The organism is Rhizobium leguminosarum, assembly GCF_002953715.1.
GTDB lineage: Bacteria > Pseudomonadota > Alphaproteobacteria > Rhizobiales > Rhizobiaceae > Rhizobium > Rhizobium leguminosarum_V.
In genome coordinates this window covers 1,349,212-1,365,240 of sequence record NZ_CP025012.1, presented here as the reverse complement: position 1 = coordinate 1,365,240, position 16,029 = coordinate 1,349,212, and the positions used below count along the sequence as shown (strand labels likewise).

At 60.5% G+C, this 16,029-nt stretch carries 16 protein-coding genes and 2 tRNA genes; all 18 read right to left on the bottom strand.

Annotation, left to right across the window (positions count from 1 at the left end; all coding sequences use genetic code 11):
* Positions 1–9: 9 nt before the first annotated feature.
* The 18 genes from CUJ84_RS06965 to CUJ84_RS06880 all read right to left on the bottom strand — a co-directional run bounded on the left by CUJ84_RS06965 (position 10) and on the right by CUJ84_RS06880 (position 15,709).
* Positions 10–1,521, bottom strand: a complete 1,512-nt coding sequence (locus tag CUJ84_RS06965; RefSeq protein WP_105005680.1) for an NADH-quinone oxidoreductase subunit M — start codon at positions 1,519–1,521, stop codon at positions 10–12.
* Positions 1,521–3,521, bottom strand: coding sequence for an NADH-quinone oxidoreductase subunit L (gene nuoL / locus CUJ84_RS06960; protein WP_105005679.1), 2,001 nt, complete (start codon positions 3,519–3,521; stop codon positions 1,521–1,523). Before nuoL ends, CUJ84_RS06965 begins: the two co-directional genes overlap by 1 nt.
* Before the next feature lie 7 nt (positions 3,522–3,528).
* The gene (nuoK, locus tag CUJ84_RS06955) at positions 3,529–3,837 is read right to left on the bottom strand and encodes an NADH-quinone oxidoreductase subunit NuoK (RefSeq protein ID WP_027685143.1); all 309 of its coding nucleotides are present in this window, start codon (positions 3,835–3,837) and stop codon (positions 3,529–3,531) included.
* Between the two features lie 23 nt (positions 3,838–3,860).
* Positions 3,861–4,475 carry an NADH-quinone oxidoreductase subunit J gene (locus CUJ84_RS06950; RefSeq protein WP_033180330.1) on the bottom strand — a complete coding sequence of 205 codons (615 nt, stop codon included), beginning with the start codon at positions 4,473–4,475 and terminating at the stop codon, positions 3,861–3,863.
* A 144-nt stretch (positions 4,476–4,619) separates the two neighbouring features.
* Positions 4,620–5,111, bottom strand: a complete 492-nt coding sequence (gene nuoI, locus CUJ84_RS06945; RefSeq protein ID WP_003547385.1) for an NADH-quinone oxidoreductase subunit NuoI — start codon at positions 5,109–5,111, stop codon at positions 4,620–4,622.
* A 40-nt stretch (positions 5,112–5,151) separates the two neighbouring features.
* Complete coding sequence (nuoH, locus tag CUJ84_RS06940) at positions 5,152–6,195, bottom strand: NADH-quinone oxidoreductase subunit NuoH (protein ID WP_003547383.1); 1,044 nt, start codon at positions 6,193–6,195, stop codon at positions 5,152–5,154.
* 12 nt (positions 6,196–6,207) lie between these two features.
* Positions 6,208–8,289, bottom strand: a complete 2,082-nt coding sequence (gene nuoG / locus CUJ84_RS06935; RefSeq protein ID WP_105005678.1) for an NADH-quinone oxidoreductase subunit NuoG — start codon at positions 8,287–8,289, stop codon at positions 6,208–6,210.
* A gap of 223 nt (positions 8,290–8,512) precedes the next feature.
* Positions 8,513–9,214 carry a 5' DNA nuclease gene (locus CUJ84_RS06930; RefSeq protein ID WP_105005677.1) on the bottom strand — a complete coding sequence of 234 codons (702 nt, stop codon included), beginning with the start codon at positions 9,212–9,214 and terminating at the stop codon, positions 8,513–8,515.
* Positions 9,215–9,216: 2 nt separating this feature from the next.
* Positions 9,217–10,521 carry an NADH-quinone oxidoreductase subunit NuoF gene (gene nuoF, locus CUJ84_RS06925; RefSeq protein WP_003547378.1) on the bottom strand — a complete coding sequence of 435 codons (1,305 nt, stop codon included), beginning with the start codon at positions 10,519–10,521 and terminating at the stop codon, positions 9,217–9,219.
* 10 nt (positions 10,522–10,531) lie between these two features.
* Positions 10,532–11,698, bottom strand: coding sequence for an NADH-quinone oxidoreductase subunit E (locus tag CUJ84_RS06920; protein ID WP_105005676.1), 1,167 nt, complete (start codon positions 11,696–11,698; stop codon positions 10,532–10,534).
* Between the two features lie 16 nt (positions 11,699–11,714).
* Positions 11,715–11,987 (bottom strand): hypothetical protein, encoded by a 273-nt coding sequence (locus CUJ84_RS06915; RefSeq protein ID WP_025394095.1) that lies wholly within the window; start codon positions 11,985–11,987, stop codon positions 11,715–11,717.
* Positions 11,987–13,177 (bottom strand): NADH-quinone oxidoreductase subunit D, encoded by a 1,191-nt coding sequence (locus CUJ84_RS06910; protein WP_105005675.1) that lies wholly within the window; start codon positions 13,175–13,177, stop codon positions 11,987–11,989. The genes CUJ84_RS06915 and CUJ84_RS06910 overlap by 1 nt, the downstream gene beginning before the upstream one ends.
* A gap of 62 nt (positions 13,178–13,239) precedes the next feature.
* The gene (locus tag CUJ84_RS06905; RefSeq protein ID WP_105005674.1) at positions 13,240–13,623 is read right to left on the bottom strand and encodes a four helix bundle protein; all 384 of its coding nucleotides are present in this window, start codon (positions 13,621–13,623) and stop codon (positions 13,240–13,242) included.
* 40 nt (positions 13,624–13,663) lie between these two features.
* Positions 13,664–14,266 carry an NADH-quinone oxidoreductase subunit C gene (locus tag CUJ84_RS06900; RefSeq protein WP_105005673.1) on the bottom strand — a complete coding sequence of 201 codons (603 nt, stop codon included), beginning with the start codon at positions 14,264–14,266 and terminating at the stop codon, positions 13,664–13,666.
* Positions 14,267–14,284: 18 nt separating this feature from the next.
* Entirely contained in the window at positions 14,285–14,869 is a 585-nt protein-coding gene (locus CUJ84_RS06895) for a NuoB/complex I 20 kDa subunit family protein (protein WP_064245931.1), read from the bottom strand.
* On the bottom strand, positions 14,860–15,225 hold the full coding sequence (locus CUJ84_RS06890; RefSeq protein ID WP_010055493.1) for an NADH-quinone oxidoreductase subunit A: 366 nt from the start codon (positions 15,223–15,225) through the stop codon (positions 14,860–14,862). Before CUJ84_RS06890 ends, CUJ84_RS06895 begins: the two co-directional genes overlap by 10 nt.
* 246 nt (positions 15,226–15,471) lie before the next feature.
* Positions 15,472–15,548: transfer RNA gene (locus tag CUJ84_RS06885), tRNA-Asp, on the bottom strand.
* 84 nt (positions 15,549–15,632) lie between these two features.
* Positions 15,633–15,709 (bottom strand) — tRNA-Asp (locus tag CUJ84_RS06880).
* Positions 15,710–16,029 lie beyond the last annotated feature (320 nt).

Genomic DNA, 16,029 nt, shown 5'->3' with positions numbered 1-16,029 from the left:
GTCCCGTCATCATTTCATAGACAGCGCAACATTCTGCGCTGCGTGCACGGCGGCCGTGTAGTTGTTGACCAGCAGATCCACCGAGGCGGCCGTCGCGTCGAAGACCGGAGCCGGGTAAACGCCAAAGAAGATGGTCAGCGCGACCAGCGGGTAAAGGATCAGCTGTTCGCGTGGTGAAAGATCGAGCAGCGCCTTCAGCTTTTCCTTCTCCAGCGCGCCGAAGATCACCCGGCGATAAAGCCAGAGCGCGTAGGCGGCCGAGAGGATGACGCCGGTGGCGGCAAAGAGCGCCACCCAGGTATTGACCCGGAAGACACCGATCAGCGTCAGGAATTCGCCGACGAAGCCCGACGTGCCGGGAAGCCCGACATTGGCCATGGTGAAGACCATCATCGCCACGGCATATTTCGGCATGTTGTTGACGAGGCCGCCATAGGCGTTGATCTCGCGGGTATGGGTGCGATCGTAGACGACGCCGACGCAGAGGAAGAGCGCGCCGGAGACGATGCCGTGCGAGAGCATCTGGAAGATCGACCCCTGAACACCCTGCATGTTGGCGGCAAAGATGCCCATGGTCACATAGCCCATGTGCGCTACCGAGGAATAGGCGATCAGCTTTTTGATATCGTCCTGCATCATCGCCACCAGAGAGGTGTAGATGATGGCGATCACAGACAGTGCGAAAACCAGTGGCGCGAAATAATCGGACGCGACCGGGAACATGCCGAGCGAGAAACGGATGAGACCGTAGCCACCGAGCTTCAGCAGCACGCCGGCCAGGATCACCGAACCTGCCGTCGGCGCCTGAACGTGGGCATCGGGAAGCCAGGTATGGACCGGCCACATCGGCATCTTCACCGCAAAGGAGGCGAAGAAGGCAAGCCATAACCAGGTCTGCAGCGCCGGTGGGAACTTGTAGTCGAGCAGCGCAGTGATATCGGTCGTGCCAGCCTGCCAGTACATCGCCATGATGGCGAGCAGCATCAGCACTGAGCCGAGCAGCGTATAGAGGAAGAACTTGTAGCTCGCATAGACCCGGTCCTTGCCGCCCCAGACACCGATGATCAGGAACATCGGAATGAGGCCCGCCTCGAAGAAGACGTAGAAGAGCACGATGTCGAGCGAGACGAAGACGCCGATCATCATCGTTTCGAGGATGAGGAAGGCGATCATGTATTCCTTCAGGCGCTTCTCGATCGAGAGCCAGCTCGCCAGCACGCAGAAGGGCATGAGGAAGGTCGACAGGATGACGAACAGCATCGAGATGCCGTCGACGCCGAGGTGGTAGCCGATGCCGGTGCCGAGCCAGTCATGCTTCTCAAGCATCTGGAAGTCCGGATTGGCATTGTCGAAGCCGATCCAGATGAAGAGCGAAACGACGAAGGTGAAGACGGTGGTGATCAGCGAGATCCACAGCACGTTCTTCCGGCCGGTTTCGCTCTCGCCGTTCATCAATAGCAGGAGCACCACGCCAACGAGCGGCAGGAAGGTGACCGTTGAAAGAATAGGCCAATCGGTCATCAGAAGGAACTCCCGAGCATCATCCAGGTAACGAGCGCCGCAATGCCGATCAGCATGGCGAAGGCGTAGTGATAGAGGTAACCGGTCTGCAGGCGAACCACGCGATCGGTGACGGCGACAACGCGAGCGGCGACGCCGTTCGGACCGTAGGTGTCGATGACGCCGACATCACCCTTCTTCCACAGGAAGCGACCGAGTGCCTTGGCGGAGCGGACGAAGAGGAAGTCGTAGAGTTCGTCGAAATACCACTTGTTCAACAGGAACTGGTAGAGCACGCGGTGCTGCTGCGCCAGGATGCGCGGCGTCTGCGGCGAGCGGATATACATATACCACGCAGTGACGAAGCCGAGCACCATGGCGATGAACGGGCTCAAAGCCACGAGCGCCGGAACATGGTGGAACTCTTCGACCAGTTCGTTCTCAGCGCCGGTAAAGAGCGCGCCCTTCCAGAACTCGGCATATTCCTCGCCATAGAACCGGCCTTCGAAGATCACGCCAGCAAGCACCGCGCCGAACGCCAGGAGATAGAGCGGCACCAGCATGACCTGCGGCGACTCGTGGACATGGTGCATCACCTCATGGGAAGCGCGCGGCTTGCCGAAGAAGGTCATGAAGATCAGGCGCCAGGAATAGAAGCTGGTGAACAGAGCCGCAATGACCAGCAGCGAGAAGGCGAAGCCCGAGACCGGCGAATGCGATGCATAGGTCGCCTCGATGATCACGTCCTTGGAGAAGAAGCCGGCAAGACCGAACGGCGTGAAGGGAATGCCAAAACCGGTGATCGCCAGCGTGCCGATGATCATCAACACGGCAGTAACTTTAATATGCGGCCACAGGCCGCCCATGTAGCGCATGTCCTGCTCACCATCGACGGCATGGATGACCGAGCCGGCGCAGAGGAAGAGCAGCGCCTTGAAGAAGGCATGGGTGAAGAGATGGAAGATCGCCGCGCCATAGGCCCCGGCTCCGAGTGCCACGAACATGTAGCCGAGCTGCGAGCAGGTGGAATAGGCGATGACGCGCTTGATGTCGTTCTGCACGAGAGCGACGGTTGCCGCGAAGAAGGCGGTGATGGCGCCGATCACGGTGACGACAACCAGCGCATCCGGCGACAGTTCGAAGAGCGGCGACATGCGGGCGACGAGGAAGACGCCGGCGGTGACCATGGTGGCGGCATGGATGAGGGCCGAGACCGGGGTCGGGCCTTCCATGGCGTCCGGCAGCCAGGTGTGCAGCAGGAACTGCGCCGACTTGCCCATCGCGCCCATGAAGAGCAGCAGGCAGATGCCGGTCAGCGCATGCGCCTTGTCGAGCTGCATGCCGAAGAGATTGAGGAACACCTCGCCCGCTTCGCCGCCGCCTTCATGCGGAGCGAAGTTCGAGGCATTGGCGAAGATCGTGTCGAGGTTGATCGAGCCGAACAGCACGAAGACGCCGGCAATGCCGAGCACGAAGCCGAAGTCGCCGACGCGGTTGACGATGAAGGCTTTCATCGCCGCAGCCGTCGCCGACGGTTTCTTGAACCAGAAGCCGATCAGCAGATAGGAGGCGAGACCGACGCCTTCCCAGCCGAAGAACATCTGGGCAAGGTTGTCAGCGGTCACCAGCATCAGCATGGCGAAGGTGAAGAGCGAGAGATAGGCGAAGAAGCGCGGGCGATGCGGATCGGTATGCATGTAGCCGATCGAATAGACATGCACCAGCGTCGAGACCGTGTTGACGACGATCAGCATGACGGAGGTCAGCGTATCCACACGCAGCGACCAGGAGACGTCGATGCCGCCGGACTGGATCCAGCGCAGCACCTCGACCTTGATCGGGCCACCTTCGGCATGGCCCATGCCAACGGTGAAGAAGACAACCCAGGACAGGATGGCGGCGATGATCATCAGGCCGCTGGTGACATATTCCGAAGCCTTGGCGCCGATAGCGCGGCCGAAAAGGCCGGCGACGATCGCACCGATCAAGGGAAGAAAGACGATAGCCTTATAGAGGAACATGAGCCACTCAGCCCTTCATCATATTGACGTCTTCGACCGCGATCGAGCCGCGGTTGCGGTAGAAGACAACGAGAATTGCAAGACCGATCGCCGCTTCGGCAGCCGCGACCGTCAGGATGAACAACGCGAAGACCTGGCCGACGATGTCGTTCAGGAAATGGGAGAAGGCGACCATGTTGATGTTGACGGCAAGCAGGATCAGTTCGATCGACATCAGGATGACGATGACGTTCTTCCGGTTCAGGAAAATGCCGAAGACGCCGAGCGTGAAGAGGATGGCGCTGACCGTCAGGTAGTGGGAAAGTCCGATGACCATGTTCTTTGTTCCTTGACCTGCCTTTAGACGCCCTGCCCGGGCTTGACCGAAACCACCTCGACGGCGGTGGCGGGCGTGCGGGCAACTTGCCTCGGAATATTCTGCCGCTTGATGTTGGTGCGGTGTCTCAATGTCAGCACGATCGCGCCGATCATGGCGACCAGGAGCACCAGACCGGCGATCTGGAAGAAATAGACGTAGTTGGTGTAGAGCACGTCGCCGAGAGCGGCAGTATTGGTGCGCTCGCTCAGCGCCGGGATCGGCATGGCGACTGATTTGGCGATCTCCGGCGAGATGACGCTGCCGCCGATGACGACGATCAGTTCGGCCGCCAGGATCACCCCGATCAGCCCGCCGATCGGCGCATATTCGAGAACCCCTGCCCTCAGTTCGGTGAAGTCGATATCGAGCATCATCACCACGAAGAGGAAGAGAACGGCGACGGCGCCGACATAGACGACGAGCAGGATCATCGCCAGGAATTCGGCACCGGCCAGCAGGAAGAGGCCGGCCGCGTTGAAGAACACCAGGATCAGGAACAGAACCGAGTGAACCGGGTTCTTCGCCCAGATGACCATGAACGCCGACGCCACCGCGACAAAGGCGAAAAGATAGAAAAATAGAGCCTGCAGACCCATGTTGGTGCCTTTTTCATCTTCCCCCGGGCAGCCGGGAGTTTCCCTGCCCGATGGAGCTTTCGCTGGCGCTAACCGGCAAAGCTCCTGTGCATATTGACCGCGACAGGAGCAACTGCGCTCCATCGCGGCATTTCAAAATCTCAATCAGCGGTACGGCGAGTCGATCGCGATGTTGCGAGCGATTTCGCGCTCCCACCGGTCTCCGTTATCCAGAAGCCGCGCCTTGTCGAAATAGAGCTCTTCGCGGGTTTCCGTCGCAAATTCGAAATTCGGGCCTTCGACGATCGCGTCGACCGGGCAGGCTTCCTGGCAGAAGCCGCAATAGATGCACTTCACCATATCGATGTCGTAGCGCACCGTGCGGCGCGTGCCGTCATTGCGGCGCGGACCGGCCTCGATGGTGATCGCCTGGGCAGGACAGATCGCCTCGCAGAGCTTGCAGGCGATGCAGCGTTCCTCGCCGTTCGGATAACGGCGCAGCGCATGCTCGCCGCGGAAACGCGGGGAAACCGGACCCTTTTCGAAGGGATAGTTGATCGTCGCCTTCTGGCGGAAGAAATAGCGCATCGACAGAAAGAACGCGCCGACGAATTCCTTGAGAAACAGCGAGCTGATGGAGCCGGACAAGCTTGCCATCTTCAACCTCCAATTTTGCCGAAAACGAGAGCGGGCATCATCATGCCCAACCCATCAGTTTCAGCACGAATGCAACGATGACGACCATGGCGAGCGACAGCGGCAGGAAGACCTTCCAGCCGAGGCGCATGAGCTGGTCGTAGCGGTAGCGCGGAACGAAGGCCTTGACCATCGCGAACATGAAGAACACGAAGCAGGCCTTCAGCGTGAACCAGATGATGCCGGGGACCCAGTTGAGGATCCAGATATCGACCGGCGGCAGCCAGCCGCCAAGGAAAAGGATCGTCGTCAGCGCGCACATCAGGCAGACGGCCGCATATTCGCCGAGCATGAACATCATGTATGGCGAGGAGCCGTATTCGACCATGAAGCCGGCAACGAGTTCCGATTCGGCTTCCGGTAGGTCGAAGGGCGGGCGGTTCGTTTCGGCAAGTGCCGAAATGAAGAAGATGATGAACATCGGGAAGAGCGACAGCCAGTGCCAATCGAGGAACGACGCCGGCAGGCCGAGCATGGTGCCGAGGCCGGTATGCTGCGCATTGACGATATCGGTCAGGTTCAGCGAGCCGACGCAGAGAAGCACGGTGACGATGACGAAGCCGATCGAGACTTCATAGGACACCATCTGTGCCGCCGAGCGCAGCGCGCCGAGGAACGGATACTTCGAGTTCGAAGCCCAGCCGCCCATGATGATGCCGTAAACCTCGAGCGAGGAGATCGCGAAAATATAGAGGATGCCGACATTGATGTTGGCGATCACCCATCCGTCGGCCAGCGGCACCACCGCCCAGGTGGACAGCGCCAGAAGCACCGTCACCAGCGGGGCAAGCAGGAACACCGCCTTGTTGGCGCCGGCAGGAATGATCGGCTCCTTGAAGACGAACTTCAGAAGGTCGGCGAAGGACTGGAACAGGCCGAAGGGACCGACGACGTTCGGGCCGCGGCGCAGCTGCACGGCCGCCCAGATCTTGCGGTCGGCGAGCAGCACATAGGCGATGAAGACGAGCAGGCAGACGAGAAGCAGCAGCGACTGACCGATCATGATGATCGCCGGCCAGACATAGGTCGAAAAGAAAGAATCCATAGTCCCCTGCCCTTACTCTGCCGCGACTTTGAAGTTGTTGCGGGCCAATGCCGAGCACTCCGCCATGACAGCCGAGGCACGCGCTATCGGGTTCGTCAAATAGAAGTCTTTCACCGGCGACGCAAACCCGGATTTGTTCATCTTGCCGGCTTTTTTCGCAACTGCGGCAATTTGGGCGCTATCGGTTTCGGCGATCTCGTCGATGGCGGCGAAATGCGGGAAAGCGGCATAGAGCCGGACACGCAATTCGCTGAGCGAATCGAAGGGAAGCTTCTTGCCGAGCACGTCGGAAAGGGCACGGATAATCGCCCAGTCCTCGCGGGCGTCACCCGGCGCAAAACCTGCGCGGTTGCCCATCTGGACGCGGCCTTCGGTGTTGACCCAAGTGCCGGACTTTTCGGTATAGGCTGCCGCCGGCAGGATGACGTCGGCATGGTGCGCGCCGTTGTCGCCATGCGAGCCGATATAGACGGTGAGCTTGGCCTTCTTGGTGGTGAAGTCGAGTTCGTCTGCGCCGAGCAGGAAGAGCACGTCCATCGCCGTCAGCATCTCGGCGGCATTGACGCCCTTGGCGCCCGGCACGAAGCCGAGGTCAAGGCCGCCGACACGCGAGGCAGCGGTATGGAGGACGGCAAAGCCGTTCCAGCCTTCGGCGACCGCGCCGACCGAGCCGGCAAGCTTGGCAGCACTGGCGAGAACGCCGGCGCCGTCGGTGCGCGACAGCGCACCCTGGCCGATGATGATCATCGGCTTGGCGGCATTCTTCAGGACTTCGGCGAAGGCGTGGGTGCCGTCGACCAGATCCTTCAGTGTGTCGGGACCGCCGCCGAGGTAATCATAGCTGTAGCGCAGTTCGCCCGGCTCGCCGATCACGCCGATCGGGAATTTGCCGCGGCGCCAGCGCTTGCGGATGCGGGCGTTGAGGATGGCGGCCTCGAAGCGCGGATTGGCGCCGATGATCAGCAGCGCGTCGGCCTGGTCAATGCCCGATATGGTCGGGTTGAAGAGATAGCTTGCGCGGCCGAGCGACGGATCGAGTGCCGCCCCATCCTGGCGACAGTCAAGATTGACCGACCCCAGCGACTTCACCAGTTCGGAGAGCGCATACATTTCCTCGACGGAAGCGAGGTCGCCTGATATCGCGCCGATCTTTTCGCCCGAGGTCGCGCCGACGGCGGCCTTGATGGCGCCAAAGGCTTCGGCCCAGGTAGCGGGCTGCAGGCGGCCGTCGCGGCGAACATAAGGCCGGTCGAGGCGCTGGGTCTTCAGGCCGTCCCAGATGAAGCGGCTCTTGTCGGAAATCCACTCTTCGTTGATCGTCTCATTGACACGCGGCAGGATGCGCATGACTTCGCGGCCGCGGGTATCGACGCGGATCGCCGAACCGATGGCATCCATGACGTCGATCGATTCGGTCTTGTTCAATTCCCACGGGCGCGCGGTGAAGGCGAAGGGCTTCGAGGTGAGTGCGCCGACCGGGCAAAGGTCGACGACGTTGCCCTGCAGCTCGGAGGTCATCGCCTGTTCGAGATAGGTGGTGATCTCGGCATCCTCGCCGCGGCCGATCAGGCCGAGTTCGGAAATGCCGGCAACTTCGGTCGTGAAGCGGACGCAGCGCGTGCAGTGGATGCAGCGGTTCATCACCGTCTTGACGAGCGGGCCGATATACTTGTCCTCGACGGCGCGCTTGTCTTCCTGATAGCGCGAGGTGTCGATGCCAAAGGCCATCGCCTGGTCCTGCAGGTCGCATTCGCCGCCCTGGTCGCAGATCGGGCAATCCAGCGGATGGTTGATCAGCAGGAATTCCATCACGCCTTCGCGGGCCTTCTTGACCATCGGGGTGTTGGTGAAGACCTCTGGCAGTTCGCCGTTCGGGCCGCCGCGGATATCGCGCACGCTCATAGCGCAGGAAGCCTGCGGCTTCGGCGGGCCACCCTTTACCTCGACGAGGCACATGCGGCAATTGCCGGCAACCGACAGGCGCTCGTGGAAGCAGAAGCGCGGAACCTCGGCACCGGCATCCTCACACGCCTGCAATAGCGTGAAATGATCCGGAACTTCGATCTCGTTGCCGTCAATCTTCAGTTTTGCCATCGTCGCTCAGTCCTGTTTCCCGTTTGCCTGATGACGGCAAACAAACCTATTTTTGCAACACTCTCATTGCCAAGCCGGATCTTTCGTCCTGCCGACATCTGATGTCGCCCAAATTCTCTGTCGCGCATTCCAGACCCGGAACCCGCACCGGCATCTGCAGCTTAAGGTTCCCGCCCGTCCGCCGATCTGCCCATCCTTCCGACCGATTGCACGGCCGGACAGTTCATTTCTTCCTACGGCCCCGCCCTGCCAGAATTTTCGCCTGACCGGTCCAGTCGTCACGGCCGATACGGCCGTTAAAACCGAGTTCGGCGTCAAGCCGGGCGATTTCCTCGTCGGTCCAGGCGGCGATCTCAGCGAAGTTGCGAATGCCCTTGGCATTCAGCACCTGCTCCAGCTTCGGGCCGATGCCGGCGATCAGCTTCAGATCGTCGGCCTTCCCAATACGCGCAACCGGTTTTGCCTTCACAGCCGGCTTTGGTTGGCTGGTCTTCGCTTGGCTGGCTGGCTTCGTTTGGCTGGCTGGGATCGGCTCGCTGACCGGCTTGACAACAGTCAGTGTCGGCTTTGCCTTCTTCTCGGCCGTCGGCTTGGTGAAAGCCCTGACATCCGGGCGAATATTCTCCGGCCGGATATCGACATCGGGCTTCAGTTCGTCCGGCGGCGTGTCATCGAGGGCGGCAGCGACCTTGCCGGTCGTTTCCAGGGCGCTCTGGAAGGCACCGAAGAAAGCACCCGCCATCTGGGTCGAGAAACCGAAGCCGATCGCCGTTGCGGCGGCAAAGGCTGCAGCGGGATGCGCCATCAGCGGATGCACCGGCATCGCCCGTGCATTTTCCAGCATCTCGGCGGCAAGACGGCCGAAACCGGCCGCGAAATCGGCAACTTCTTCCTTCTTCCCAGCCTTGGATGCGTTGTCCGTCATGATTATTCAGCCGCCTCCAGAACCGCACCGTGATCGAGGGCGCTTGCTGTATACTGGTCGATGCGCTTTTCGATCTCGGGACGGAAGTTACGGATCAGACCCTGCACCGGCCATGCGGCGGCATCGCCGAGCGCACAGATGGTGTGGCCTTCGATCTGCTTCGTCACCTGGAACAGCATGTCGATTTCGCGCTTCTGGGCATTGCCCTTGGCCATGCGCTCCATCACGCGCCACATCCAGCCGGTGCCTTCGCGGCAGGGCGTGCACTGGCCGCAGCTCTCATGCTTGAAGAAGGCGGAGATACGGGCGATCGCCTTGATGACGTCGGTGGACTTGTCCATGACGATCGCGGCGGCCGTACCGAAGGAAGAGCCGACGCCGCGCAGGCCGTCGAAATCCATCGGGCAATCGATGATGTCCTTGGCCGGAACGATCGGGCAGGATGCCCCGCCCGGAATGACGGCAAGCAGGTTATCCCAGCCGCCGCGGATGCCGCCGGCATGGCGGTCGACCAGTTCGCGGAAGGTGATGCCCATTTCCTCTTCGACGGTGCACGGCTTGTTGACGTGGCCGGAGAGCATGAACAGCTTGGTGCCGACATTGTTCGGGCGGCCGATGGCCGAGAACCAGCCGGCGCCGCGGCGCAGGATCGTCGGCGCAACAGCGATCGATTCGACGTTGTTGACCGTCGTCGGGCAGCCATAGAGGCCCATATTGGCCGGGAACGGCGGCTTCAGGCGCGGCTGGCCCTTCTTGCCTTCGAGGCTTTCGAGCAGCGCGGTTTCCTCGCCGCAGATATAGGCGCCGGCGCCGTGATGGACGAAGATGTCCATGTCCCAGCCGAGCTTGTTGTTCTTGCCGAGCAGGCCATAATCATAGCATTCGTCGATCGCCGCCTGCAGCGCTTCGCGCTCGCGGATATATTCGCCGCGCACATAGATGTAGGCCGCATTGGCGCCCATGGCGAAGCTCGCGATGACACAGCCTTCGATCAGCGTATGCGGATCGTGGCGCATGATGTCGCGGTCCTTGCAGGTGCCGGGCTCGGACTCGTCGGCGTTGACGACGAGGTAATGTGGGCGACCGTCGCTTTCCTTCGGCATGAAGGACCATTTGAGACCTGTGGGGAAACCGGCGCCGCCACGACCGCGAAGACCAGACGCCTTCATCTCGTTGATGATCCAGTCGCGGCCCTTTTCGAGGATCTGCTTGGTGCCATCCCAGTGGCCGCGGCTCATCGCGCCCTTCAGGGATTTGTCCTTGAGGCCGTAGATGTTGGTAAAGATGCGGTCTTTATCTTGTAACATGCTTCACCTCTTACCGCGGCTTCTTGCCGAAGACCTTGATATATTCCGCTTCCCCGCCCTTGGCGAGCGCCTTGGCCTGCTTGACCCAGTCATCGCGCTCGATGCGGCCGCGGAAGTTCAGATAGCCGTCGACCCATTCGCGTTCGGCCTTCTTCCAGCCTGCGACCTGCGCGAAGGTGAAGATGCCGATTTCGTTCAACGTCGCCTCGATTTTCGGGCCGACACCTGAGATCATCTTCAGATCATCCGGTGCCACGGGCTTTTCGATGCCGGCCGGCCGGTTCTTGTCGGTCAGAGCAGGCTTTGCCGCCGGAGCAGTCTCGGCCTTGACGGCAGCTTTGGGCGCCGGTTCGGCGGCCCCAGTGCCTGATATCGGCTGCTGCTCGGCAGCCTTTGCGTTTTTCGCAGCCGCCTTCGGCGCCGTTGCCGGCGTCTTCAGGGCAGCATTGGTCTCGGCATCGGTGCTCTTCGGGCGGGCGGCCTCGGAGGGCGGAACCGGCGCGGCGTCGACTTGAGCCGACACGGTTTCGGCATTGGCCTTCTTGGCGCGCGTCCTTGCCTTCGGCTCTTCGGTCGTCAGCGAGGTTAGGCCGCCTTCAGGCGCCGAAAACACCCGGTCGATCTGGGTGCCGGGCTTGATGCTGGCGCCATTGCCGGCGGCAAAGACGTCGATGATCTCTTCGAGACGCTCAGGCGTCAGATCCTCATAGGTGTCCTTGCCGATCATCACCATCGGCGCGTTGACGCAGGCCCCGAGACATTCGACCTCTTCCCAGGACAGCGTGCCTTCGGCATTGCGCTCGAAGGCATGGGCATGGATCTTGCTCTTGCAGACCGACATCAGCGCTTCCGAGCCGCGCAGCATGCAGGGCGTCGTGCCGCAGACCTGGACATGGGCGCGCGTTCCCACAGGATGCAGCTGGAACTGCGTATAGAAGGTCGCAACCTCGAGCACGCGGATATAAGCCATGTCGAGCATGTCGGCGATCTTTTCGATCGCCGCGCGCGTGACCCAGCCGTCCTGCTCCTGCGCCCGCATCAACAGCGGAATGACCGCCGATTGCTGGCGGCCGGCGGGGTATTTCTGGATCGTCTTGTCCGCCCAGACCGCATTCTCATCGCTGAAGGCGAATGCGGCAGGCTGGAATTGATCTTCGGCTAATCGACGAACGGACATTCTTCCTCACGCCTTGTCAGTTTAGGGTTCCACACCGCGAAGCGGTCAAAGACTGCATTTCGCAGGCATAGGCCGACTGGTCTTTTTGCATAAACACTACGAATTTGCTGCCGTTCGGAATGGCAGCCTTGATCTGATAGCCCTTGGACAAAAGCTCGCCCATGGACGATTGCTGCGCCGGCGGCGTCTCTTCCTTATGGCCGAGCGGCGTGCCGAGGCTATCGGACTCTTGAGCCGAAACCCCGGATGCCGAAAGAAGGATTGCGACGGCCAGCGGCAGAAGCTGCATCAGCGATCCACCTCGCCGAAGACGATGTCGAGCGAGCCGAGAACGGCCGCGACGTCGGCAAGCTGGTGGCCGCGGCACATGAAGTCCATCGCCTGCAGATGGGCATAGCCCGGGGCGCGGATCTTGCAGCGATAGGGCTTGTTGGTGCCGTCGGAGACCAGATAGACGCCGAACTCGCCCTTCGGCGCCTCGACGGCGGTATAAACTTCGCCGGCCGGCACGTGGTAGCCTTCGGTATAGAGTTTGAAGTGGTGGATCAGCGCTTCCATGGAGCGCTTCATCTCGCCGCGCTTCGGCGGCACGACCTTGCCGTCGATCGACGAGAAGGGACCGGTCTTGGCATCCGAGAGCAGGCGGTTGACGCATTGCTTCATGATGCGGACCGATTCGCGCATCTCGATCATGCGGATCAGATAGCGGTCGTAGTTGTCGCCATTCTTGCCGATCGGGATGTCGAATTCGAGATCGGAATAACATTCATAGGGCTGGGCGCGACGCAGATCCCAGGCCGCACCCGAACCGCGCACCATGACGCCGGAGAAGCCCCAAGCCCAGCATTCCTCCAGCGAGACGACGCCGATGTCGACGTTGCGCTGCTTGAAGATACGGTTGCCGGTCAACAGGTTGTCGATGTCGTCGAGCGCCTTCAGGAACGGGTCGCACCAGTCGCCGATATCCTGCACGAGTTGTTCCGGCAGGTCCTGGTGGACGCCACCCGGACGGATATAGGCGGCGTGCATGCGTGAGCCGCTGGCGCGCTCGTAGAACACCATCAGCTTTTCACGCTCTTCGAAGCCCCAGAGCGGCGGCGTCAGCGCGCCGACGTCCATGGCCTGCGTCGTGACATTCAGGAGGTGCGAGAGGATGCGGCCGATTTCCGAATAGAGAACGCGGATCAGCTGGCCGCGAATCGGGATCTCGATGCCCAGCAGCTTTTCGACGGCCATCGCAAAAGCATGTTCCTGGTTCATCGGCGCGACGTAGTCGAGACGATCGAAATAGGGCACGGCCTGAAGATAGGTCTTGGTCTCGATCAGCTTCTCGGTGCCGCGATGCAAAAGGCCGATATGCGGATCGACACGCTCCACAATTTCGCCGTCAAGCTCCAGGACAAGACGAAGAACGCCGTGCGCCGCCGGATGCTGCGGTCCGAAGTTGATGTTGAAGTTGCGGACGTTATGTTCTGTCATGGCGATCAACTCGCTTAGAGTGAGTAGTGGCTAGTGAGTAGTGATTAGTTTTCAACCGTTCACTATTCATCAGCTTTCCGGTGCTGAACGCTTCGAATAAGCGATCCCAGCATCTTTCCAATTTCGTCGCATCGGTCGAGCAATTCGTCCAAAGCCGCGGCTTGAAGAAAGCCAATTCGTCCGGCGATGATCAAATGCGTCTCCAACTCTTTCAACGAGCCCTGAGCGATCTTGAGAAATTGAGCGAACGAACCTCGATTTTCTCTTCCGTATCCCTCCGCGATATTCGCGGCCACGGAAGCAGAAGACCGTCTAATCTGGCTGGTCAACCCATAAATCTCTTCCCGCGGGAAGGTTCTCGTCACCTCATAACAAACTACCGATAGCTCGATAGCAAATTGCCAGACTTTCAAATCACGATAGGAACTGATTTTCCCGTTCGCCACCCAAATATCTGCCCACTACTTACTACCGACTAATCACTACTCACTGCTTCGCCTTCTCATCCCCCGGCAGCACATAATCCGTGCCTTCCCAGGGTGACATGAAATCGAAGTTGCGGAATTCCTGCTTCAGCTCGACCGGCTCGTAGACGACGCGCTTTGCCGCATCGTCGTAGCGGACCTCGACGAAACCGGTGGTCGGGAAGTCCTTGCGCAGCGGATGGCCTTCGAAGCCGTAGTCGGTCAGGATGCGGCGCAGGTCCGGATGGCCGGTGAAGAGCACGCCATACATGTCCCAGGTCTCGCGCTCGAACCAGTCGGCACCCGGATAGACAGGGCAGGCCGACGGAACCGGCGTATCCTCGTCGGTAGCGACCTTGATGCGGATGCGCAGGTTCTTCTTCGGCGACAGCAGGTGGTAGACGACGTCGAAACGCAGCTCGCGCTGCGGCCAGTCGACGCCGCAAATATCGATCAGGTTGACGAAACCGCATTTGGCGTCATCGCGCAGGAAGGTCAGAAGCGCGACCAGGTTTTCACCCGTCGTCGTCAGCGTCAGCTCGCCATACTTCATCTGCGATGCGGCGATCAGATTGCCGCGCGCTTCGCCAAGGTAGGACGCAAGCTCAGTCAGGGCTTCACTCATATGCCTTGTCCTTAACCCTTAGCGTTCGATCGTGCCGGTACGCCGGATCTTCTTCTGCAGCAGAAGCACGCCGTAAAGCAGCGCCTCTGCCGTGGGGGGACAGCCCGGCACGTAGATGTCGATCGGCACGATGCGGTCGCAACCGCGCACCACCGAATAGGAATAGTGATAATAGCCGCCGCCATTGGCGCAGGAGCCCATCGAGATGACATAACGCGGCTCGGGCATCTGGTCGTAGACCTTGCGCAGCGCCGGCGCCATCTTGTTGGTCAGCGTGCCGGCGACGATCATCACGTCGGACTGGCGCGGCGAAGCGCGCGGCGCAAAACCGAAGCGCTCGACGTCGTAACGCGGCATCGACAGCTGCATCATTTCGACGGCGCAGCAGGCAAGACCGAAGGTCATCCACATCAACGAGCCGGTACGGGCCCAATTGATCAGTTCGTCGGTCGAGGTGACGAGAAAACCCTTGTCGGCGAGCTCGTTGTTGATCTCACCGAAAAATGGGTCGTTGCTGCCGATCGGCTTGCCGGTCGAGGGATCGATGATCCCCTTTGGCTGCTCTGCGACGAGCGGCTGATTGCTCACAGGGGCTACTCCCATTCCAGGGCTCCCTTCTTCCATTCATAGATAAAGCCGATGGTCAGCACGAGAAGGAAGACCATCATGGACCAGAAGCCGAACCAGCCGATGGCACCGAAGGAGACGGCCCAGGGGAAGAGGAAGGCGACTTCGAGGTCGAAGATGATGAAGAGGATCGACACGAGGTAGAAGCGGATGTCGAACTTCATGCGGGCGTCGTCGAAAGCGTTGAAGCCGCATTCGTAAGCCGAGAGCTTTTCCGAATCGGGCGCTTTGAAAGCCACGGCGAACGGCGCGATGAGCAGCGCCAGGCCGATGACGAGCGCAATAGCAATGAAGATAGCGATTGGAATATAAGAACTGAGTAGTTCAGTCATCATGTTCATCCCTGCTTGCCGGAGACGCCAGGCGGCGCATTTGGGCAAATGCCCGGCAAGCGAACGTGCGTTGCAACAAGCCGTGGTTAGCGCAGCCGAAGCCCCGGCGCAAGACTTTTACAGAAGCAATTCGACGAGTATCCGAGGGACACTACCAAGCACGTGCAACGATGTCGCGACAAATCCGCGCAAGCCGCCTCAGCGCGCATGCCTGACCACTGAAAACTGCATGGCTTTCAATAGAAATGGCGCGAGTGACGGGGCTCGAACCCGCGACCTCCGGCGTGACAGGCCGGCACTCTAACCGACTGAGCTACACCCGCGCATTGACCGGCCATTTTGCGGCCGCGAGGATGAAGTGAACCGGACAAACGACAAATCGTATTTGCGTTCTACAAGACTTGAAATGGCGCGAGTGACGGGGCTCGAACCCGCGACCTCCGGCGTGACAGGCCGGCACTCTAACCAACTGAGCTACACCCGCAATTCATTTCAAGCAGTCCGGATGCCTTCGCACCCTCTCCAAAACGGCTGCCCGTTTCGATGAGCGGCTAACTACGGGGTTCGCCTTTTAGTGTCAAGCAGGTTTGGAGACAAAACAATGACAGTCCGTGAATTGTTTCGGCGGGTTGGGTGTCAGACGAACAAAAGCTGGCACTTCCGTCTTCCGCAGCGATGCTCAGGCGCAGACGCAGTGCCTTCGAAACGGGGATGCTCGCCGCCCTCCCCTCACTTTTCCACAGCCGAGCCGATCCTACGCGGCATTGCAGGACACGGGACCATCACCAAAAAAATCAAAAAATC